Here is a 21,430-nt window from a genome sequence, read left to right as displayed (position 1 = left end):
TCAGCGGTAGGACTTCTGGTAGCGGGCCCGTGCGCCGGGGCCGCCCCACTTTTTGGGTTCGGACTGGCGGACGTCGTTGACCAGCAGCGAGCGGTCGAACTCCAGGTAGGCGTCGCGGAGTTCGGCGTCGTTGGTGTGCTGGACGATGCCGCGGGCGATTGCCGTACGGACGGCGTCTGCCTGTCCGCTGATGCCGCCACCCTCGACGCTGACGTCGATGTCCATCTCGCCGCGAAGCTCCTCGCCGGCGATGCGGAACGGTTCGAGCATCTTGAGCCGCGACATTTCGGGCTCGACCAGCTCGACCGGCTGGGAGTTGATTCGGACGCGGCCTTCACCCTCGCTGACGGTCGCGCGGGCGACGGCGGTCTTCTTCTTGCCACTTGTGTTCGTTACCATGTAACGTTAGCACCTAACTGTTCGGAGACCTCGTGTAAGTGCACGAAGCGAATGTTCGAGAGTCGATCCAGGGAGGTATCCGGCAGGACCTCGGCCTCGCGCTCGTCGTCACCCTCGTAGGGGTTGCCGACGTAGACGCGGACGCCAGAGAGCGCCTCGCGGCCGCGGGTCTTCTTGTACGGCAGCATGCCACGGACGGCACGCTTGAAGATCGTGTCCGGTCGCTTCGGGTAGACCGGGCCGCGATCGGAGCCGAGCTGGAGACGCGTTCGGTACGTTTCGAAGATATCCTCCTTGTCGCCGGTAATGACGGCGTCTTCGGCGTTGACGATGGCGACGCGCTCGCCTGCCAGGGCGCGCTGGGCGACCTCGCTGGCGACGCGTCCCAGGATACAGTCGCGGGCGTCGACGACGACGTCTGCGTCGAACTCTGCGTAACTCATGCAATCACCCGGACGCCGGATCCGTCGGGGTTGTCCTCGAGCAGCTGCTCGAGCGGTACCGACTCACCGACCTGTTCGATCTTCGTCTCTGCCGACGACGAGAAGTCGACGGCGGCGACGGTGACGTTTTTCTGTAGCGCGCCGGAACCCAGCACCTTGCCGGGAACGACGACGGTCTCTTCCTCGCGTGCGTATCGTTCGATCCGCCCCAGATTCACCTCTGCGTGGCTGGAACGGGGCTTCTCGAGCCGATCCGCGATATCATGCCAGACGTCCGCGCCCCGCTGTCGGGACGTGGACTTCAACTCGGCGATGAGATCGTTGAGCCTCGGATTGGTTTTACTACTCATTGTGTCCTCGATATACTGCGGTGTGGCTCGTCTGTGAGACGAATCCACGGTTGGAGAAGTGATGCAGGGAGCAGGATTTGAACCTGCGGACTCCTACGAGACAGCGCCCTGAACGCTGCGCCGTTGGCCTGACTTGGCTATCCCTGCTCGCACTTCTCCCTACCCGTCGCCCCGTAAAACCCCTTTCGATTCGCCCAGTTGTGGGCGGCGTCGGCACGCCGATCTCGTGGGATCCGGCGTCGGCGGCCATCGTCGTGGGAGTCGGGTGACGGGTCATCGGTCGTTATAGCTGTACTGCGTCCTCGAGTTCGGTCGCGCGGCGCTCGATCGAGTCGGCGGCTCGCGTGACCAGTTCAGAGACGGTGAACGAGCCGTCGGTCTCGACGTGGAAGACGAAGGCGTTTGGGACGTCTTCGACCTGCACATTCTTCCCGGGGTATCGCTCCGTGAGGTCGTGGTCGAACTCACTGGTCGGTACCAGCTCGCCGTCCTCGTCCTCGATCACGCCGCGAACGATGCGGGACTCCTCGTCTTCGAACTCGGGGAGATCGCCGTCGACGGTCACTCGCTGGAGATGTCGGTAGCCGACGGCCACGCCGCCCTGATGTTTGGCGTGATCTTTCCCGCGGTCCAGTACGGCGTCGGCCTCGGCCTCGAGACGCTGTCCGTCCTTGAGATTGATGATCGGGACGTTCTCGTCTGCGGGCTGGACCAACTCGTCACTCGAGACGAGATCGCCCGAATACGCGGTTCCCGGACCGGACACGTCGATCGAGAGCGTGACGACGTCGTCCTCGACGAACTCGCCTTCCGGCGGCGTCGTCAGCGGAACCAGCCCGAGCCGTAAGGCGAGTTGCTCGTCGAACATCACCGACGAGTTTTCGACGAACCGAACGGTGTCGATCGCCATCGTCGGCACGTCGGCGACCATCGCGCGACGGATGCCGTTGGCGAACGCGGGTGTGACCCCGCGGACCAGGAACCGTGCCTCCCGATCCCCGCGTTCGACGAACTCGACGTCGTACTCTGCGGTCATGCTAGTAGCCGCCCTTACCTTTCGGTGCGCGCGATCCGTCGTGTGGGATCGGCGTGACGTCCTCGATGCGCCCGATCTCGATACCGGCGCGGGCGAGTGCGCGGATCGTCGCCTGTGCGCCAGGACCGGGGGACTTCTGGAGGTTGCCGCCCGGGCCGCGAACGTGGACGTGAAGACCCGTGATGCCGGCGGCTTTGATCTCGTCGGCGACCGACTCGGCCATCTGCATGGCCGCGTACGGCGATGCCTCGTCGCGGTTTTGCTTGACCGCGGTCCCGCCGGAGGACTTCACGATCGTTTCGGCACCCGTGAGGTCCGTGACGGTCATGATGGTGTTGTTGAACGATGCGTGCACGTGGGCGATTCCCCACTTCTCGTCGTCCTGACTCATGTTATTGTTCCTCCGCTCGTGCTGGGTGGAGCTCGTCCGCAAGCGGACTGTTCTCCTCGAACGCCACGAGATCCTCCTCGTCGATGTCGACGACGTACGACGGGATACGGTGGCGACTCTCGCCGACGATCACGTGGCCGTGGGTGATGAACTGTCGGGCCTGCTGGGGCGTGTTCGCGAGTCCCTTGCGGTAGGCGACCGTCTGCAGTCGCCGTTCGAGGACGTCTTCGATCTCGAGTGCGAGGACGTCGCCGAGCTCGTCGCCCTCGTCCAAGTACCCGACGCGCTTGAGCCGACCGAGGAACTCCTCGCGTCGGCGGACGACGGTGTCCTCGTCCTGGGGCTGGGCGAGCAGGTCACGGGCCTCGCGCCGGTAGGAGCGAAGCTGGGACTGGGCACGCCAGAGCTCTTCTTTGTTCTTTAAGCCGTAGCGGTCGAGCAGCGAGTGCTCGCTGGCGATTCGCTCGCCCTGGTAGGGATGATTCGGCGTCTCGTACTGTTTGGTGTTACTTCCGAGTGCCATTATTCGTCATCCTCCGCCGCTTCGGCTGCTTCCTCTTCGCGGATCTCTTCGACGTTGACTCCGATGGTGCCCTCCGTTCGGCCGGTGGACTTGGTGCGCTGTCCGCGGACCTTCTGGCCGCGCTTGTGACGGGCGCCCTTGTAGGAGTCGATCATCTTCATCCGGTTGATGTCGTGCTGTCGGGTCAACTGGAGGTCGTTACCGATCTCGTGGGTCGTCTCGCCGGTGTAGAAGTCCCGCTGGCGGTTGGTGAGCCACTCGGGCACTTCGTCGGCGTACGCTTCGACGTGGCTGACGACCTCGTCGATGACGTCTTCGTCGAGCGCACCGAACGTCGCCGTCCGATCTACGCCCGCTTCCTCCGCGATGATCCGGGCGGTCCGTCGACCGACCCCGTTCAGCTCGGACAGCGACCGCTCGACGGACTTGGTGCCGTCGAGGTCGGTCTGACCGATGCGGACGAAGTACTGAAGATCGTCGTCCTCCTGTTCCTGAGGTTCTTCCTCGCTCATGTGTGTGTATTCGATCTGATGTGCGCGTGTACTGGCTGTCCACGCACGCTGTGATTGTCCGACGTCGTGGCGGGGATTTGAACCCCGGAGGCTTGACGCCACATGGTTAGCAACCATGCGCCTTGGGCCGCTTGGCTACCACGACACCGCGTGTACTCTATCGTCGCCCATCTGGACTCGGGGATCGGTCCCCTACACGTATCGCACTGATTGCTACCAGTGTGGGGTACTTAAGGGCAACGAAAGCCCGTCTGGGGACGGTCGCCGTTCACCAGTCTGACCTGACAATCTCCCTGTTTTATAATCTCCGTTTGTGAAGTGAGCGACGAGATGAGTTGGACGTTCTCTCCGATCTCGATGCTCATCTTCGGTGGCGCACTCGTCGCGATGCTTGTCGCAGTCGAGGCGTTGCGCCACCGGCCCGATCCGATGGCCTGGCCGCTTGCGGTCTCGATGCTCGCCGCCGTACTGTGGGCGATCCCTCACGGGATCGGGATCGGTTACTCGACTGTCGACCACGTCGTCTTCTGGCAGCAGGTACAGTATCTGGGAATCGTCTTGCTACCGACCGCGTACTTCGTCCTCGCGCTTACGTTTGCCGGCTACAACCACTGGCTCACTCGCCGGATCTACGCCGCGCTCGCGATCGTTCCCCTCACGACGCTTGCGATCGTGTGGACGAACCCGGCCCACGGGCTGTTCTGGACCGCTCACGAGGTCACTACCGTCGGCGACGCCGCCGTTTTCACCCCGGAGTTCGGACCATGGTTTTGGGTTCACCTCGGCTACTCGTATCTCCTCATCACCCTCAGTTTGGCCGTGCTGGCTACCGTCGTCGTCCGCTCGGGCATGCTCTATCGGAAACAGGCGACGCTGATCTTTTTTGGCGGACTCGTTCCGCTCACGGTAAACGCCGGCATCAACCTCAATCTCGTCCCGTTTCTTACCGTCGATCTGACGACGACCGCGTTCGCGATCTCCGGACTCGCGTTCGCGCTGGCGCTCTTTCACTTTGAGATGTTAGAGATTCGGCCGGTTGCCCGGAATCTGCTGGTCGACGAACTCGACGACGGCGTCGTCGTCGTCGGACCGGACGGGCAGATCAGAGACTACAACCAAACTGCCACCGCCGTCCTCGGCGGCCTCGAGTTGAACCAGCCCGCAGCCGACGTCTTTCCCGACGTGGTTGCACCCGACAACGACCAGCTCTCCGCGAAAATCGACGGCGACCAGCGACAGTTTCGGACCCGGACAACCCCCCTGACAGACGACCGAAACCGGACGGTCGGCCGCATCGTGTACCTCAACGATATCACCGAAACCGTCGAGCGCGAACAGCGTATCAGCGTCCTCAATCGGATTCTGCGACACAATATCCGAAACGAAATGAACGTTGCCGCTGGCCACCTCGATCTGCTCGACGACCAGCCAGCACGAGCCGACGAGCACGTTGCGCGTGCCAGAGAGCGCATTGATCGCGTCGTCGAGTTCGCAGACAAGGCCCGCCGCGTCGAGCGAACGATCAACTCGACCGCCGAGGTCGACACCGTCTCGCCGGTTGTCGTCGTCACAACGGTCGTGGCTGACGCACGCGAACGGTTTCCTAACGCAGTGATCGAGTTCCCCGGGGAATCGGGAGCCGACTCGCTTCCGGATGTGCGCGTCGCAGATATCGAGCTCTTCGAGCAGGCACTGGCCGAACTCGTCGAGAACGCGGTGGTACACAACGATCGGGAGCCACGGGTCACTCTCAGTCTCGAAGCGACGGACGACCGCGTTCACATCCACGTCGCGGACAATGGCCCCGGCGTCCCCCACGCGGAGCGGACCGCTACTGCCACCCGGGTGGAGACCCAGCTCGATCACGGCAGCGGACTGGGGCTCTGGCTGGTTCGCTGGACCGCCTCGCTCTCATCGGCGTCGCTAACGTTCGCGGAAAACGAGCCCAGAGGATCGATCGTTACGCTCTCGCTGCCAGCCGCGTCCGCATCGAGCTGACCTCTCAGTCGTCGGCTGTCGAATTCATCCGCGACGGCTCCTCCTCGAGATACGCTTCGTTTACCTCCCACTCTCCGTCGGCGTTTTGAACCATGTACTCCCCGTAGAACGGGACGCGATTCGCGACGACCTCGCGAAATGCCGTCCGAATCTCCGATTTCGTCATCTGGCCCATCGGTTTGAGGTCGTCGTTGCGGTTCAGACAGCCCTTGAGATACCCGTCGTGGGTAACCCGTACGCGATGGCAGTTCGCACAGAACGTCGGGTTCTCGACGGGGTCGACGATCTCGACCATGCCGCCGGACCGATCCGACGAGTCGGCACTCCCGCCGATCCAGTATCGCTTTCGATCGTGCATCTCCCGGTGTTCTATCTCGGTAGCCTGCTCGGCCAGCCAGTCGTGGACGCGCTCGATCTCGATGTTCCACTCCGGACGGCCGGTCAGCTCCGGCATGTACTCGATCAGCTGCAACTGGAGCCCCGGATTCTCGGCGACGTGGTCGACCATCTCGGGGACGTACCCAGCCGTGTGCTCGAAGACGACCATGTTCAGCTTCACGGGATCGAGTCCGGCTTCGAGGGCCGCGTCGACGCCTTCGAGCACCCGATCGTAGGCTCCGCTTTGGGTTATCGCGGCAAAATCCTGCGGATCGAGTGCGTCCTGTGAGACGTTTACCCGCTCTAGTCCGGCGTCGACGAGTTCCTGTGCCCGTCCAGGGAGGAATGTTCCGTTTGTCGTCATCGAGACGTCCATCGAGTCCGGCGTCCGGGCGATGATCTCCGCGAGATCGTCTCGCAACATCGGCTCGCCGCCGGTAAACTTGACTGCCTCGACGTCTTCTTCAGCTGCGACCTCGAGCACTCGAACGACCTCGTCAGTCTCCATCTCGTCGTCCTGGGGTTCCAGTGGCCCCCGCGTGTCACCTAACCCCTCGTTGTGACAGTAGACACAGTCGAAGTTACACCGGTCGGTGAGCGAGACGCGGATCCCCGTCACCTCGCGCCCGAACTCATCGGTGAGCATACCCTCTCTTGTAGACGAATCTGCTTAAAGACGCGGGCCTCTCTCGACGATTCGTAACTGATTGTGGTTTCTCTTCGGGTGGGCACAAGACATACCGGTGCGCGTGGCGTGACGATCTTGTATGGACGAGGACATGCTCGCAGACCAGCGCCGACTCGTCGAACTGCTCGAAGCGGACGGATGGGACGTCACTGACGTCGAACTCACCGCCTACGACAGCCCTTGGGCGGATACAGACGATCTGGAGGCGACCGTGACGATCACGGGCCGAAAGCGCTACGACGAACCCGAGGACGACGAGGAGTCCGACAGCAGTTCCTTTCGCGTAACGTAACCGCTCTTCTCCTACAGCACTCCGTTCCCCACGACGAGCCGTCGGCTCACTGGTCGCGATTGAAAATAACAAAAATCCGATTCGGTTAGTCTTCGCTCTCGTAGGGTTCCCCGACTGCCGACGGCATTCGGGTCGTCCCAGCAGCCGTAAGCACGACGAGGACGCCGACATACGGGAGCAGATTGACCAGCCGACTCGAAATGAAGTCGTCGAAGTTCGCGGCCTGGAACTGGACGTTCAGCATGTCCAGCGCACCGAACAGGAGCGCCGCGGCCCCTGCTCCGAGCGGGTTGTAGTTTCCGAACAGGTACGAGACGATCGCGATCCAACCGCGACCGTCGACCATTGTTTCTCCAGTTCCGACCCAGCTACCCGCGTGGGCCAGCACAATTGCCCCACCGAGCCCGGCCATCGCGCCCGAGAAGATCACGGTCGCGTACCGGACGCGGTTGACGTCGATTCCCGCCGTATCGAGCGCTTCGGGGTTCTCACCGGCCGCCTGGATCCAGTACCCATACCGGGTTCGGTAGAGGAAGAACCAGGCTGCCACGACGGCGATGATCCCGAGGATCACGAACGGCGAGAAGCTCACTCCGGGAACCGGGTTGCTGATCGACGTCATTCCCGTTCGGTTCACACTGCCCCAAATCACCGACGAGAGGAAGGGTGCGAACCCGAGTCCGATGAACCAGACACCGAGTCCCGCCACGATCTGGTCCGCCTGGTAGCGGATCAGGATCACAGCGAAGAGGACGGCCAGTACCGTCGCGACCACGACAGCGCCGAGAACCGCCGCGAGGAGCTGTCCCTGGCTGGCACCCGTTCCGCCGAGGGTGTACATAACCACTGCGGCCATGATCGCACCGATGATCATGAACCCGTCGAGACCGATGTTGAACACACCGCTCTTTTCGGCGTACAGGCCGCCGATTGCAGCGATTGCGATCGGCGTCGCCGCCTGGAAGGATCGACCGACAAAACCGGTCGTCAGCAGCGGATATCCCATCGCGGTGAGAACCGCCATGCTACCAAGTGCGATGACGATCGCGAGCCCACCGATCTGAACGCTTCGCTTTGCAGTGTAGGTCGCGACACTCATCGTTTCTCACCTCCGAGACCCGTTCGCTCTGCAATCATTCGGAACAGCTCCGGGGCTGCGACGAACAGCACGACGAGACCGACAATCCCTTCGATCAGCTGTACGGGAACGTCGCTGGCGATCTGAATCGTCGACGTCGCACCGTTTAGCCCGCCGAACAGCAGTGCGGCGGGGACGACGCCGATCGGGTTGTTCGCCGCCAGGAGACTGATCGCGATCGCGTCGAACCCGTAGGTGTGAATGCCCGCCGGATCGACGTAGTATCCCTGGACCATTATTGCGAAGACCGCGCCTGCGAGGCCGGCGATCATTCCAGACAGCGTCATGGTCGCGACGATCGTCTGTTTGGCGTCGACGCCCGAATAGCTCGCTGCGCTGCGCTGGTAGCCGCTCGTCACCATATCGTAACCGAAGCTGGTTCGGGTCATCAACACGTAGATCAGGATCACAGTCCCGAGCGCGATTGCGAGCCCGATGACCGAGAACGACGAGTCCGCCGAGACGATCGTCGGGAACCCGACGTTGTCGGGAAGCCGCTCGGTTCGCACTGCGCCGGTTCCCTCCGGGCGAAGCGGTCCGCTGACCGCCCATCCAACGACCCCGATGGCGATGAAATTCAGCATAATCGTCGTGATGATCTCGTTCGCGCCTGCGTAGGCTTTCATCGCACCGGGCAGGGCGCCGTAGAGTCCACCGGCGACGATCGCCGCGATGGTTCCGATCAGCATCAGCACGACGCCGCCGACCTGCCCGTTCGGCAGGAACGGCGCGAGCCAGAGGATCGACAGGACGCACGCGATGCCGCCCATGATCAGTTGGCCCTGGACACCGATGTTGAACACACCGGCCCGGAACGCCACCGCGACGGCGACGCCGGCCAGTATGAACAAGGTGGTAAATCGCAGCGTCTGTGAGATCGACCGCATGTCGCCGAACGCGCCGACGATTAGATTGTTCAGGAACTGAAGCGGATCGTAGCCCGCTACCGCGACGATAATCAAGCCAATGAGCAGGGCAAGCCCCGTCGACGCGGTCGCGATGAGCAGCCGCTCGATGACCGACGCGTTGAGCATGACGTCTGCCGCACGGTCGAGCATCGACCGTTCTTCGCCGCTCATGCCTGCACCCCCTCTTCGCTTTCGGCCGTGTCTGTCTCCTCGAGCTGGTGGCCGGCCATCAGCAGACCGAGATCGCGCTCGGTTACCGCTTCTGGGTCGACCACGTCGACGAATTCACCCTCGTACATCACGGCGACGCGGTCCGAGAGCTTCTGGATCTCCTCGAGCTTCGAGGAGACCATGATGATCCCGAGTCCCGCATCGCGGAGTTCGATAAGACGGTTGTGAATGAACTCGATCGATCCAATGTCTACGCCTCGGGTCGGGTGAGAGGCGACCATCACGTCTGGATCGTGTCCGATCTCGCGGCCGACGATGAACTTCTGCTGGTTCCCGCCGGACAGCGACGAGGACTGTGCCGCCGCGTTCGGCGGCTGGACGTCAAACTCCTCGATGATTTCCTCTGCGTGCTCCTGTACCGCATCCCAGTCGAGCCACGAGCCATTGGCGTAGGGCTCGATCGTCTGGTTCCCCAGCAGCGCGTTCTTTACCAGATCGTACTCGAGAACGAGCCCTTCCGTGTGTCGGTCTTCCGGGATGTACGCGATTCCTTCTTCGATCCGATCCCGCCGGCTCATCTCGGTGATGTCCTCGCCGTGGTACTGGACCGTACCCGATTCGACCGAACGAAGGCCGGTGATCGCTTCGACGAGTTCGGTCTGTCCGTTCCCCTGGACGCCGGCAATACCGAGGATTTCGCCCTCGCGAACTGTCAGGTCGACGTCGCGAACCTTCTCCAGGTCGCGGTCGTCGCGCATGTAGAGGTCGTCGACCTCGAGAACCGGCGACCCACTCGTTGTCTCTCGTTCGAGTCGGTCGAACAGCACTTCGCGTCCGACCATCATCTTCGCCAGTTCGTTCTCGTCGCTTTCGCTGGCCTTGACGGTTCCCACGTCGTTTCCGTCGCGCAAGACGGTGATGTCGTCGGCCATCTCGAGTGCCTCGTCTAGCTTGTGAGAGATGAAGATGAGCGACCGCCCGTCGTCTCTGAGGTCGTTCATAACCTCCATCAGCCCATCGACCTCCTGGGGCGTGAGGACCGCTGTCGGTTCGTCGAGAATCAGGATCTCGGCGCCGCGGTAGAGACTTTTGATAATTTCGACACGCTGGCGCGTGCCGAGGTCGAGTTCCTCGACCGGCGTGTGGAGGTACTCGTCGGCGTTGAATCCGTAGCGAGAACAGATCTCTTCGATGTCAGCTGCGGCATCTGCCTCGTCGACGAATCCGCCTTCCGTTGGCTCGTTCCCCAGAACGATGTTCTGAAGCACGGTCATCGGTTTGACCAGCTGGAAGTGCTGGTGGATCATCCCGATCCCGGCATCCATCGCGTCACGCGGAGAGTCAACTGTCAGGGGCTCTCCGTTGACGGAAATCGATCCCGAGTCCTGGTCGTACAGCCCGTAGAGGACGCTCATCAGCGTCGTCTTCCCGGAACCGTTCTCGCCGAGGAGCGCGTGGATCGACCCCTTCTCAAGGGTGAGATCGACCTCGTTGTTCGCCACGACGTCTCCGAAGGTCTTCGTGATTCCTTCGAGTTCGACCGCGGGCGGTTCGTTACTCGTAGCCATGATGCTCCCTTTGAAATGCTCCCATAAATACGATCTGAAAGAGGACGGAGTCGGTTAGCAGCTGGTCGGTCCGCAGCTGAGTTCGATTTCGCCTTCCGCGAACTCGTCTTTCGCCTGCTGAATGTTGTCGTCGAGATCTCCGAGATCGACGTCCTCGAAGTCCTGGCCGGTGATGAAGTCGATACCCTCGTTCTCGAGACTCAGATTCTGCTCGCCCGACATCGAGTCCCAGTCGTCCTCGTAGACGGCTTCGGCAACGTCGTAGGTTGCCTGGTTGAGTGCTTTGATCGCCGAGCCGAGGATGACGTCGGAGTACTCCTCGCTCGAGACCGACTGGTCGTCGTCGACGCCCAGTGCGAAGCGGCCGTTGTCTTGGGCAGCGCTGAACGCGCCGGCGCCGGCTGCGGCGGCGGCGTGCCAGACGATGTCTGCGCCCTCGTCGAACTGTGACTCTGCGACGTTGTTGACGCCGTCAGGGTCGGAGAAGCTGCCACCGTAGCCGTCGAGCACTTCGATGTCGCTGTCGACCCACTCGACACCTTCCTTGTAGGACTCCTCGAACGCGTTGATCAGCGGGATGTCCTCACCGCCAGCGAAGCCGACGATGCTCTCGTCAGGGTCGGTCTCGCTGTCGTTCTCCGAGATATCCTCGTGGGTGAGCGTTGCCGCTGCGACGCCGGCGAGGAACGACATCTCGTTGTTCATCTCGATCCATCCCGAGACGTTGTCGGCGCCCTCGACGTGGTTGTTGATCAGCATCCAGTACTGATCTGGGTACTCGTCGGCGTTGGTCTCGAGGGGGTCGAGGTGCTGCTCGCCGACCATCACGATGAGGTCATAGTCTTCCGTCTCGGCGAGGTCTGCCTGCTGGGACTCGTACTCCGTCTCGTCCGTCGCCTCGACGTCGTTGAGTTCGAAACCGAAGTCGTCAGCTGCCTCTTCGAGTCCGCTGCGAGCGTTGTCGTTGAACGCCTGGTCACCGAAGCCTGCTGGGCTCGAGATGATCGCGACCTGGTCGCCATCGCCGCCGCCACCGATACAGCCGGCCAGCGCCATCCCACTGATGGCTGCTGCACTTGCTGCCCCCGTGCGGAGGACGGTACGTCGATCGACCGACGTGGTCGTACTGTTCGAATCTGCGGAACCGTTGCGTGCGTCTGTCCTGCGGGACATTACACTAACCCAGATGCCACTCCCACCATAAAAAATTATTCATATCCAATGGTATCTGCAGACGCTCAATCGGATAGTTACGTCGTGTTACCCCGAAATTATCGTCTTTCTAGCTGTGCCTGTTTCGAGCAGATCGGCACACTTTTCTACTGAAAATACGACAGCCTTCTGACTCGGTATGCTATCTGTCGTCCCCATTTGGCACCTCCTGCACTCAATTACGGCATGGTTTCTCACGGATGAACAACTTTGCTCCGCCGAGGGAGTATCGCTCACGGTCTCCCCACCGTTTGCGTCTCTACTCTCTGGCCGAGTAATCATTGGCTGACCGATCGAGCCCCCATCGATGCCGTTCTGCAGGCGGTTTCGACCACAATTCGAACCGCTCGAGGTGTGTGTCTCTCTCGCGCGCGTCATTGTCCCACGAGCGGACACACCCACGAGAGCTGGAAGGAAGAATCGTTCGTCGAGCACGCTCGAACGGGAATTATGTGGGCTGTAGGGTGGTACACGGTCGACGGTCTCGAGTCGTAGTTGCCACTGGTTGTTCACTCGATTTCCTACCCTGAAATCGCGATACCACAGTCCATTGCCGACTGTCTCGACGATCGTACCCGCGAACTGGCGATTATCGATCGAGGTGGTGGTCGGCGTAATCGTACAACCGCTGGAACTGGCGGGAGAGGTCGTGGTCGTCGACTCCCTGAGGTGATTTGAAGAAGGAAGCGAGCTGTGGCTGACTCCCGCCCTCGCCGTGCTCGTCGGCGAACGCCACGAGACGGACCAGATCTAAGACGAGGGGGGCGGCAAGCGCGGAGTCGGAGCCCTCCCAGGTAAACTGCATCTTCATCTTGGTGTCGAGAAATCCCTGGAAGTGGATGTGATCCCAGGCGGTCTTCCAGTCGCCAAGCGAGGGCGTGTAGTCGATCCGCACCGCGTTGTGGGTCTCGTAGCCCAGTATCTCCTCTAAGAGGCTTCCCTTGCTCTCGATCTTGCCCGCCTTGTTCGCGTCGTCTTCCAAGACGAGTCCGTCCTGGTTGCCGAGAATGTTGTGCCCCTCCCAGGAGAGTACCTGCAGGTTTCGGCCGGCGAACATCGGCGCGAGCGCCGACTTCACGAGCGTCTCGCCGGTCTTGCCGTCTCGACCCATGTGGGGGACGTTGTTCGTCTCGGCGAGTTCCTCCAGGCCGCCCAGCGCGGTCCCGGTACTCGGCGTGAAGTTGATGAACGGATGGCCGTCGACGAGCGCAGCGTAGGCGTAAAGCGTGCTCGCGGGCAGTTCCCGGTCGTCTTCCTCGATCGCCGTCTCGAAGGCGTCGAGTGTGTCGTACTTTGCGGCGTCGGCGATCGGCGGCTCCGTCGAGGCGACGTTGACGACGATGACGCGGTCGAGGTCTTCCTGCTCGGCGAAGTCGGCGTAGTCCTCCCGGATCTGGGCCACGATCGACTCGACGGTTTCTTCGTCGGTCGTCTCATCCGAAATCTCCTCGACGACCTGCCCGCAGCGCTGGGCCGTCCCGATGTTGACGCGCTCGTCGATCTCTCGGAGGTCCTCGCGGACCGCCTCGAGCGTCGCCCGGTTCGGGACCCCGCCGCCCTCGTTCGCCTCCTCTGCGGTCTGTTCGATGCTCTGCGTTCTAATGTCGTGGCCGCCGAAGACGAGGTCGTCGACTGCCGGCAGGTCGAGCGACGCCATCGGCTCCCGGGCGGTAACCATTCCGGTCGTATCGGTAACGCCGCGAGCGATCGCTCGCGCGCCCACCATCGAGACGGTCGCGACGTTGCCTCGTGCCCCCACCAGCCACACTCCGGTTCTCATACCTGCTGCTTGGTTCAAATCGTTAAAAACCTTGTCTTACTCGGGGCTTCGGCCCTGCTCTTTCCGTTCTGGCGCCGGAGTCGGCCGACGTCGTGATCGCATTCGACGCGCTTACCAGGTCTGGTCGGTGTCTGCATCCCGCCGTGACACCTGGTTCTTATTCGCGCTGAAGTCCAGGTCGCGGTTCAACACTGTCTCCTCGGGGTGGCGCCACTCCTCATCACAGTCCGCACATTGCCACACTTCGTAGGGGCGTCCGTCGTCTGGGTTCTTTCGGACCGCGTTGACGAGTTCGCCACAGTGGGGGCAGTGTTCCGGCATACACGTAGCTACGGCCGGCAACCACAATATATCTGTTCCCCCGCAAATCGGGACTGATCGCCGCAAAATTCCCGGTTGGCTCGCTATTCTGCGTCCGGAACCGTCGCGTCCTCGACGTAGGGAAGCTCCGCTGCCTTCTTCTGGACCTCGCCCGCGTTGGCTTTCATCAGCGCGGTCGTGTCCCAGACACCCTCGACTAAGGCCTTGCGCTGGGCCTCGTCGACGGTGACGTCGATCGTCTCGTCACCATACGTGACGGTCTCGGCGTCGACGTCGATGTCGAGTTCCGCGTCGGGGTTGTCCTCGACCCACGTCTGCAGTTCCTGGATCGTCTCGCTGTCGGCCGTCACGGTCGGGATACCGAGCGCCAGACAGTTCCCCGCGAAAATCTCGGCGAAGCTCTCGCCGATGATCGCGTCGATACCCCAACGCATCAGGGCCTGGGGAGCGTGCTCGCGCGAGGAGCCACAGCCGAAGTTGCTGTTGACGACCATCACCGAGGAGTCCTGAAACCGATCCTCGTTCATGGGGTGGTCTTTCTGGTTGTCCTCGTCGTCAAAGCGGACGTCGAAGAACGCGAACTCGCCCAGTCCGTCGAAGGTGACGACCTTCATGAAGCGGGCCGGGATGATCTGGTCGGTGTCGATGTCGTTGCCCCGGATCGGGATGCCCGTTCCGGAGACGGACTCGACCGACGGAATCTCCTCGGTCGCGGTTCCACCGCTCCCTCGTTCCGAGGATTCGCTTCGCTCATCCTCGCGGCTCATACCAGACTCACCTCCTTGAGGTCGCGCACGTCAGTGACCTCTCCGGAGATCGCCGCCGCGGCGACCATCCGTGGGTTCATCAGGACGGTGCGCCCGTCTTTCGATCCCTGGCGGCCGATGAAGTTCCGGTTCGAGGAGGAGGCACAGGCCTCGTCGCCCTCGAGTTGGTCTTCGTTCATGCCCAGACACATCGAACAGCCGGCGTTTCGCCACTCGAAGCCGGCCTCCTCGAAGGTGTCTTTGAGCCCCTCTTTCTCGGCAGTGGCTTGGACGCGCTGGCTGCCGGGGACGACCATCGCGCGGACGTCCTCGTGGACCTGCTGCCCCTCGACGATCTTCGCCGCGCGGCGTAGGTCGGGCAGGCGGGCGTTCGTACAGGAGCCGAGGAAGGCGACGTCGATCTCGTAGCCGTCCATCGTCTCGCCGGGCTCGACGCGCATGTGCTCCTGGGCGCGTCGGGCGGTCTCCTGCTTGTCCTCGGGCAGGTCTTCGGGCGCCGGAATCGGCTCCGTGATGCCGACTCCCTGACCGGGGGTCGTCCCCCACGTAACGACGGGCTCGAGCTCGTCGGCGTCGATCGTGACGACGTCGTCGTACTCGGCGTCGGCGTCGGAGCGAATCGACTCCCAGTAGGGTTTGAGCTCGTCGAACTTCTCGGGGTTCTCCTGGAAGTAGTCGGTCTCTTCGAGCCACTCGTAGGTGGTCTCGTCGGGGTTGACGTAGCCCGCGCGGGCGCCACCCTCGATCGACATGTTACAGATCGACATCCGGCCCTCCATCCCGAGGTTCTCGATCGCGGAGCCGGCGTACTCGTAGACGTATCCGACGCCGCCCTCGGTGCCGAGTCGGCGGATGATCTCCAGGATGATGTCTTTGGCCTCGACGCCCTCGCCGAGTTCGCCGTCGACCTGGATCTTACGGACCTTCTGTTTCTCCATCGCGATGGTGCCCGTCGCGAGCACGTCTCGGATCTGGCTGGTACCGATTCCGAACGCGAGCGCGCCGAATGCGCCGTGCGTGGAGGTGTGGGAGTCGCCACAGACGATCGTCTTCCCGGGCTGGGTGAGTCCCTGCTCCGGGCCGACGACGTGGACGATCCCCTGGTCGCCGCTGTCGGGGTCCGAGAACTCGATCCCCGCCTCGCGGACGTTCTCTTCGAGTTCAGACATCATCCGCTCGGCGGCGTCTTCCTTGTACGGTCGGGACTGGTCCGCCGTCGGCACGATGTGGTCGACCGTCGCGTGGGTGAGTTCTGGGTAGGCGACTTCGAGGTCGCGTTCTCGCAGCATCCCGAACGCCTGCGGACTCGTTACCTCGTGGATGAGGTGGAGGCCGACGAACAGCTGGTCCTGTCCGGTCGGCAGCGTCGTCACAGTGTGGCGATCCCACACCTTGTCGTAGAGTGTTCCCTCGCTCATCGGTTATCAGTCGGCCTGGACGCGCGTTTTCTCGTCGTCGCTCTCCGTCTCCTCACCCTCCCAGGCGAACAGCGCGCGGAGACGCTCGCCGACGTCCTCGATCTCGTGGTTCTTCTCGGCCTCGTTCAGCTGCGTGTAGACGGGCCGGTTGGCCTGGTTCTCGGCGATCCACTCGGTGGCGAACTCGCCTTCCTGGACCTGCCGGAGGGTCTCTTCCATGTTGGCTCGGACCTGGTCGTCGATAATGTCGTCACCACGGGTCAGCCCGCCGTACTCGGCGGTGTCAGAAACCGAGTCCCACATCGCGCCGAGTCCACCTTCGTACATGAGGTCGACGATGAGCTTCATCTCGTTCATGCACTCGAAGTAGGCCATCTCCGGGCTGTAGCCGGCGTCGACCAGCGTCTCGTAGCCGACCTTGATCAGCTCGGCGATGCCGCCACAGAGGACAGCCTGCTCGCCGAAGAGGTCGGTTTCGGTCTCCTCTTTGAACGTCGTCTTGACGACGCCCGCGCGAGTACAACCGATTCCCTTTCCGTACGCCAGCGCGCGTCCTTCGGCGTCGCCGGTCGCGTCCTGGTAGACCGCGAGCAGTCCCGGGGTCCCCTCGCCGTTCTCGTAGTTACGGCGGACGAGGTGGCCCGGCGACTTCGGCGCGATCATCGTCACGTCGACGTGTTCGGGCGGCTGAATCTGGTTGTAGTGGATGTTAAAGCCGTGGGCGAACTGGAGCGTGTCGCCGTCTTCTAGGTTCGGCTCGATCGCGTTCTCGTAGACCGCCGGCTGGACGGTGTCGGGGACGAGCACGGAGATGACCTCGGCTTCCGAACACGCCTCTGCCGGCGTCGCGACCGTGAGCCCGTCCTCCTCGGCGGCGTCCCAGGACGCGGAGCTCTCGCGCAGGCCGACGATCACGTCGACGCCGCTCTCGTGGAGGTTCAGCGCGTGGGCGTGGCCCTGGCTGCCGTAGCCTAAGACCGCGACCGTGGTGTTTGCCAGATACGATTCGTCTACGTCGCTGTCGTAATAGATCTCGGTGGTGAAGTCTTCAGTCATCGTCTGCGTGTGTTTGCATCGCCGCGTTGGTCTCTTGTGTCTGTGTCGATTCTTCCGGCGTGGTCTCGCGAGCGGTGTCCGACGTGCCACGGGCCAACGCGGTGACGCCCGTCCGCGAAATTTCGCGGATGCCGAACTGCCCGAACGATTCGATCGCCGCATCGATCTTCTGGCGCGAGCCGGTGAGCTCGATCGTCGCCGTCTCCGGGCTCGCGTCGACGCTCTTGCCGCCGTACATGTCTGCGATCGCGGCAACCCGGTCTGGCCGCGTCGCGTTGACCTTGATCAGCGCGAGCTCCCGTCGCATCGCGTCTGACTCCAGTTCGCGGACGGTCTCGACCGGCACCAGCTTCCGGAGCTGGCGCTTGATCTGGTCGATTCCGGGGTCGGTCTCCTCGACGACGAGCGTGATTCGCGCGCGACTCTCGTCTTCCGTGGGACCGACGGTGAGGCTCTCGATGTTGAACTGGCGTCGAGAGAAGAGGCCGGAGACCTCCGCTAACACCCCGGGCTCGTGCTCGACGAGCACCGAGATGACCGTGCGCCGAGACTCGTACTGGGCCTCGACCTCGGGATCGATTCGGACACCCTGCGGTGTTCGTCGACCCTGGGGAACCGGACGCTCTTCGGGTGCTGGTCCGTCTAATCCTCCTGTCATGCGAACCACCTCCGTGTGGTTCGTGTGCGGGTGGATGGCGTTTGTCCAACAGTCATAGTTGATCCTCCGAGAGGGCGAACTGGTTGTTGTCGCCGCCGCTTGGCACCATCGGGTAGACGTTCGCCTGCGGATCGATGTGGGCGTCGATCACCGACGGCCCGTCGTAGGCGAGTGCCTCCTGGATCGTGTCGGCGACCTCGTCGTAGTCGTCGATCCGGAAGCCCTTGGCGCCGAACGCCTCGGCCAGCTTGTCGAACTCGGGACACCAGTTGTACTCCGAGGCGGAGTGTCGCCCCTCGAAGAAGGCGTCCTGCCACTGGCGAACCATCCCGACGTACTGATTGTTGAGGACGACGCAGGTGATATCCAGGTTCTCTCGGACAGCGACCGCCAGTTCCTGGAGTGTCATCAGGAACGAGCCGTCGCCCTCGATGCAGATCACTTCCTGGTCGTCGTCGGCGGCTAGCCGGGCGCCGACGGCGGCCGGGTAGCCATACCCCATCGTCCCCAGCCCGTGGCTCGAAACCCACGTCCGAGGTTCGGTGTAGGTCCAGTACTGGCAGGCCCACATCTGGTGTTGGCCGACGCCTGTGGTGACGATCGCGCGATCGCTCGTCGCCTCGTCCAAGGCCTCGACGACGAACTCCGGTTTCAGGGGCTCGTCGTCGGGCGTCTCGTAGGCCATCGAGTAGTCCGATTTCCACTGCTGGCACTGGGCGCGCCACTTCGTGGCCGTCGGGGACTCCGTGACCGCGTCGGAAAGCTGGGCTGCGACCTCGCCGGCGTCGCCGATCAGCGGGTAATCGGCGTGAATGTTCTTCGAAATTTCTGCCGGATCGATGTCGACGTGGATGACCTCCGCGTCGGGCGCGAACGTCTCGATGCCGCCGGTCAGGCGGTCGTCGAAGCGCGTTCCGACCGCGATCAGCGTGTCACAGTGGCTGACGGCCATGTTGGCGTAGCCGGTGCCGTGCATGCCGGCCATCTCCATCGAGAGCTCGTGGTCTTCGGGGAACGAGCCCAGCCCGGGCATCGTCGTGATGACCGGAATCTCGTGTTCGATCGCGAACTCGCGCCACGCGTCGCTGGCTTCGGCTTTGATCACGCCGCCGCCGAGCAGCATGGCGGGTTTCTGGGAGTTCTCGATGCGGTCGGCCGCGGCCGCGACGATCTCCGGATCGGCCCGTTCTTGGACCTCGACGGTCTCGGGGACTTTCGGCTCGCCGGGTTCGCTGTCGGTTTCCGAGAGGGTAACGTCCTTCGGCAGGTCGACGAGCGTCGGTCCGGGCCGCCCGTCGCGGGCGAGCGCGAACGCCTCGCTGACGTCCGTGCCGACGCGGTCCGGGTCGGCAGCGAACGTATTGTTCTTCGTGACCGGCATCGTGACGCCCGTCGTATCGGTCTCCTGGAAGGCGTCGTTGCCCACCATCTCCGTCGGGACCTGGCCCGTCAGCGCCAGCATCGGGTCCGAGTCCATGTCGGCGTCCGCGATGCCGGTAACGAGATTGGTCGCACCCGGGCCCGAAGTCGCCAGGCAGATGCCGGGCTCGCCGGCGACGATTCCGTAGGCGTCTGCTGCGTGCGAGGCCCCCTGCTCGTGGGCCATCGTCACGTGGTAGATCTCGGAGTCGTAGATCGCGTCGTAGACGGGCATGATCGCCCCGCCCTGCACGCCGAAGGCGTACTCGACGCCCGCGTTCTCGAGTGCGCGGATGACCGCTTCAGCGCCTGTCGTGACTGGCGTCCGGTCGTCCTCCGGAATGCCGGCGGCCTCGTCCGACGGTGTCTCGGCCTCCGCGTCGCTTGTGTGGTCTGTTGGCTGTTCGTCCGGGTCGCTCGACGAGGAGATCGGTGCAGCGCGCTCGCTCATTGGGATCCTCCCCCCGTCTGCTGGCGTCGATAGTGGTGGTGTCGGGTCATGTGTTGACTGGCTGGTCGCTGTGAGGTCGATACGGGTTCCGAACGGGACAAAGAGGGGGTATGAGGGGCTAGGCCGCCCCTACGATCGCGAGCGAAATGGACGTGCTGCTGTCGACCGAAGCGGTCGATTCTTGCACAGGAGTCCTCATTACTCTCTCTGTAGTTCGTTCGTGATACATAATTGTTCCGCATCGTCCGGTACAGCCGACGCTCGGGATCGCGTGCGAACGAGGCGCACATGACTAAACGTGCACCTCCTCCTGGGTCTCCTGGCGCTCGACGTCGGCCTCTTCGGCGAAGCGCTCTAAGTCGTCGACGGTGACCCGACGTTTCTCCGCGCCGTAGTCTTTGACCCGGCGCGTGACCGCGCGGACCTGCTCCTCGCTTGGGTCAAAGCCCAGTTCGTGCAGGCGCTCACGCACGGAGTGGGTTCCCGTGTGTTTCCCCATGACCAGCCGGCGCTCGGCGCCGACCATCTCGGGGGTCATGACGCCGGGCTCGAAGGTATCGGAGTTTTCGATGACGCCGGCGGCGTGGATGCCGCTCTCGTGGGAGAAGGCGTTCTCGCCGACGACCGGCTTGTTGCCTGGCGTCTCCATCCCGCTTTTCTCCTCGACGATATTCGAGAGCTCGGTGATGCGTGTCGTGTCGATCCCCGTATCGGTCTGATACAGCGACTCGACGGCCATCACGAACTCCTCGTAGGCGGCGTTGCCCGCTCGCTCGCCGATGGAGTTGACTGACACCTGCGCCTGATCCGCACCGGCTTCGATCCCAGCCAAGGCGTTGGCGGTGGCCAGTCCGAAGTCGTCGTGGGTGTGGACGTCGATCCGCGCATCGGTGTGGGCACAGACCTTCTCGATCATGGCCTTGAACCGCGTGGGCGTCGCGACGCCTGTGGTGTCGGGAATGTTGATCCAGTCGGTTCCTGCCTCCGTGACCGCCTCGATCACGTCCATCAGGAACGCCTCGTCGGTTCGCGTCGCGTCCATCGGCGAGAACATACAGATTGCTCCCGCCTCCGTGATACGCTCGACCGACTCGACTGCGCGCTGTACGACCTCGTCTCGAGTGGCGTGCATCGAATCTTCGATCTGGACGTCGCTGGTGCTGACGAACGTGTGAACCATTTCCACGCCCGAATCCAGCGCCGCCTCGATATCTTCGTCGACGACGCGGGCCAGACCACAGGTCGTCGTGGACGTCGACGACGCGATGTCGCGGACGGCCTCGAACTCCGCGTCCGAGTTGACGGGGAAGCCGGCCTCGATGACGTGGGTCCCCATTTCGTCTAGGATCGCGGCGATCTGGCGCTTGTCGTCGTACGAGAACGAAGTGCCGGGCGACTGCTCGCCGTCCCGGAGGGTCGTATCGAAGACGCGTGCAGCGTCGATTTCGTCAGTGGAGTCTAACGTGCCCTGGAAGAACTCGACCGCCCTGAGGGGTCTCAGAGCCGGTGTCTGGTGTAGACATGGTATCAGGATCCGAGGGCGACTGGACATA

22 protein-coding genes and 2 tRNA genes are annotated in these 21,430 nt (G+C 63.1%); 2 read left to right on the top strand and 22 right to left on the bottom strand.

Going from position 1 to position 21,430, the window contains the following annotated elements:
- The 9 genes from OB905_05805 to OB905_05765 form a co-directional block, all read right to left on the bottom strand.
- Positions 1-399, bottom strand: coding sequence for a 30S ribosomal protein S9 (locus OB905_05805; protein ID MCU4925502.1), 399 nt, complete (start codon positions 397-399; stop codon positions 1-3).
- Positions 393-842 carry a 50S ribosomal protein L13 gene (locus tag OB905_05800; GenBank protein ID MCU4925501.1) on the bottom strand — a complete coding sequence of 150 codons (450 nt, stop codon included), beginning with the start codon at positions 840-842 and terminating at the stop codon, positions 393-395. Before OB905_05800 ends, OB905_05805 begins: the two co-directional genes overlap by 7 nt.
- Entirely contained in the window at positions 839-1,204 is a 366-nt protein-coding gene (locus OB905_05795) for a 50S ribosomal protein L18e (GenBank protein ID MCU4925500.1), read from the bottom strand. The genes OB905_05800 and OB905_05795 overlap by 4 nt, the downstream gene beginning before the upstream one ends.
- A 50-nt stretch (positions 1,205-1,254) precedes the next feature.
- Positions 1,255-1,339: transfer RNA gene (locus OB905_05790), tRNA-Leu, on the bottom strand.
- A gap of 136 nt (positions 1,340-1,475) precedes the next feature.
- On the bottom strand, positions 1,476-2,228 hold the full coding sequence (locus OB905_05785; protein MCU4925499.1) for a DNA-directed RNA polymerase subunit D: 753 nt from the start codon (positions 2,226-2,228) through the stop codon (positions 1,476-1,478).
- A gap of 1 nt (position 2,229) precedes the next feature.
- Positions 2,230-2,619 carry a 30S ribosomal protein S11 gene (locus OB905_05780; GenBank protein MCU4925498.1) on the bottom strand — a complete coding sequence of 130 codons (390 nt, stop codon included), beginning with the start codon at positions 2,617-2,619 and terminating at the stop codon, positions 2,230-2,232.
- 1 nt (position 2,620) lies between these two features.
- The gene (locus OB905_05775; protein ID MCU4925497.1) at positions 2,621-3,142 is read right to left on the bottom strand and encodes a 30S ribosomal protein S4; all 522 of its coding nucleotides are present in this window, start codon (positions 3,140-3,142) and stop codon (positions 2,621-2,623) included.
- Complete coding sequence (locus tag OB905_05770; protein ID MCU4925496.1) at positions 3,142-3,654, bottom strand: 30S ribosomal protein S13; 513 nt, start codon at positions 3,652-3,654, stop codon at positions 3,142-3,144. The genes OB905_05775 and OB905_05770 overlap by 1 nt, the downstream gene beginning before the upstream one ends.
- 62 nt (positions 3,655-3,716) lie before the next feature.
- Positions 3,717-3,799, bottom strand: a tRNA-Ser gene (locus OB905_05765).
- 185 nt (positions 3,800-3,984) lie between these two features.
- Here OB905_05765 and OB905_05760 point away from each other — a divergent pair.
- Complete coding sequence (locus tag OB905_05760) at positions 3,985-5,652, top strand: ATP-binding protein (GenBank protein MCU4925495.1); 1,668 nt, start codon at positions 3,985-3,987, stop codon at positions 5,650-5,652.
- Positions 5,653-5,656: 4 nt separating this feature from the next.
- Here OB905_05760 and moaA read toward each other — a convergent pair whose 3' ends face one another.
- A complete protein-coding gene (gene moaA / locus OB905_05755) occupies positions 5,657-6,676 on the bottom strand; it encodes a GTP 3',8-cyclase MoaA (protein MCU4925494.1) in 1,020 nt (339 codons plus the stop codon).
- Positions 6,677-6,797: 121 nt separating this feature from the next.
- Between moaA and OB905_05750 the strand changes: the two genes are divergently transcribed.
- On the top strand, positions 6,798-7,010 hold the full coding sequence (locus tag OB905_05750) for a hypothetical protein (protein ID MCU4925493.1): 213 nt from the start codon (positions 6,798-6,800) through the stop codon (positions 7,008-7,010).
- Positions 7,011-7,095: 85 nt separating this feature from the next.
- Here OB905_05750 and OB905_05745 read toward each other — a convergent pair whose 3' ends face one another.
- The 12 genes from OB905_05745 to OB905_05690 form a co-directional block, all read right to left on the bottom strand.
- Positions 7,096-8,109 (bottom strand): ABC transporter permease, encoded by a 1,014-nt coding sequence (locus OB905_05745; protein MCU4925492.1) that lies wholly within the window; start codon positions 8,107-8,109, stop codon positions 7,096-7,098.
- A complete protein-coding gene (locus OB905_05740) occupies positions 8,106-9,182 on the bottom strand; it encodes an ABC transporter permease (GenBank protein MCU4925491.1) in 1,077 nt (358 codons plus the stop codon). Before OB905_05740 ends, OB905_05745 begins: the two co-directional genes overlap by 4 nt.
- Positions 9,183-9,223: 41 nt before the next feature.
- Positions 9,224-10,795, bottom strand: coding sequence for an ABC transporter ATP-binding protein (locus OB905_05735; protein MCU4925490.1), 1,572 nt, complete (start codon positions 10,793-10,795; stop codon positions 9,224-9,226).
- Between the two features lie 54 nt (positions 10,796-10,849).
- Positions 10,850-11,968 (bottom strand): BMP family ABC transporter substrate-binding protein, encoded by a 1,119-nt coding sequence (locus tag OB905_05730; protein MCU4925489.1) that lies wholly within the window; start codon positions 11,966-11,968, stop codon positions 10,850-10,852.
- Positions 11,969-12,596: 628 nt separating this feature from the next.
- Positions 12,597-13,787, bottom strand: coding sequence for an inositol-3-phosphate synthase (locus OB905_05725; GenBank protein MCU4925488.1), 1,191 nt, complete (start codon positions 13,785-13,787; stop codon positions 12,597-12,599).
- 111 nt (positions 13,788-13,898) lie between these two features.
- The gene (locus OB905_05720; GenBank protein ID MCU4925487.1) at positions 13,899-14,108 is read right to left on the bottom strand and encodes a hydrogenase expression protein HypA/HybF; all 210 of its coding nucleotides are present in this window, start codon (positions 14,106-14,108) and stop codon (positions 13,899-13,901) included.
- 83 nt (positions 14,109-14,191) lie between these two features.
- On the bottom strand, positions 14,192-14,875 hold the full coding sequence (gene leuD / locus OB905_05715; GenBank protein ID MCU4925486.1) for a 3-isopropylmalate dehydratase small subunit: 684 nt from the start codon (positions 14,873-14,875) through the stop codon (positions 14,192-14,194).
- The gene (gene leuC / locus OB905_05710; protein ID MCU4925485.1) at positions 14,872-16,293 is read right to left on the bottom strand and encodes a 3-isopropylmalate dehydratase large subunit; all 1,422 of its coding nucleotides are present in this window, start codon (positions 16,291-16,293) and stop codon (positions 14,872-14,874) included. The genes leuD and leuC overlap by 4 nt, the downstream gene beginning before the upstream one ends.
- A gap of 6 nt (positions 16,294-16,299) precedes the next feature.
- Positions 16,300-17,349 carry a ketol-acid reductoisomerase gene (ilvC, locus tag OB905_05705; GenBank protein MCU4925484.1) on the bottom strand — a complete coding sequence of 350 codons (1,050 nt, stop codon included), beginning with the start codon at positions 17,347-17,349 and terminating at the stop codon, positions 16,300-16,302.
- On the bottom strand, positions 17,342-18,007 hold the full coding sequence (gene ilvN / locus OB905_05700) for an acetolactate synthase small subunit (protein ID MCU4925483.1): 666 nt from the start codon (positions 18,005-18,007) through the stop codon (positions 17,342-17,344). The genes ilvC and ilvN overlap by 8 nt, the downstream gene beginning before the upstream one ends.
- 52 nt (positions 18,008-18,059) lie before the next feature.
- Positions 18,060-19,877, bottom strand: a complete 1,818-nt coding sequence (ilvB, locus tag OB905_05695) for a biosynthetic-type acetolactate synthase large subunit (protein ID MCU4925482.1) — start codon at positions 19,875-19,877, stop codon at positions 18,060-18,062.
- Between the two features lie 292 nt (positions 19,878-20,169).
- Positions 20,170-21,429: a 2-isopropylmalate synthase gene (locus tag OB905_05690; GenBank protein MCU4925481.1), complete on the bottom strand. Its 1,260-nt coding sequence runs from the start codon at positions 21,427-21,429 to the stop codon at positions 20,170-20,172.
- Between the last annotated feature and the right edge of the window lies 1 nt (position 21,430).

It is taken from the genome of Halobacteria archaeon AArc-dxtr1 (assembly GCA_025517425.1).
Lineage (GTDB): Archaea > Halobacteriota > Halobacteria > Halobacteriales > Natrialbaceae > Halostagnicola.
The sequence above is the reverse complement of the archived record's forward strand: the minus strand, read 5'-3'. Positions and strand labels throughout refer to the sequence as shown.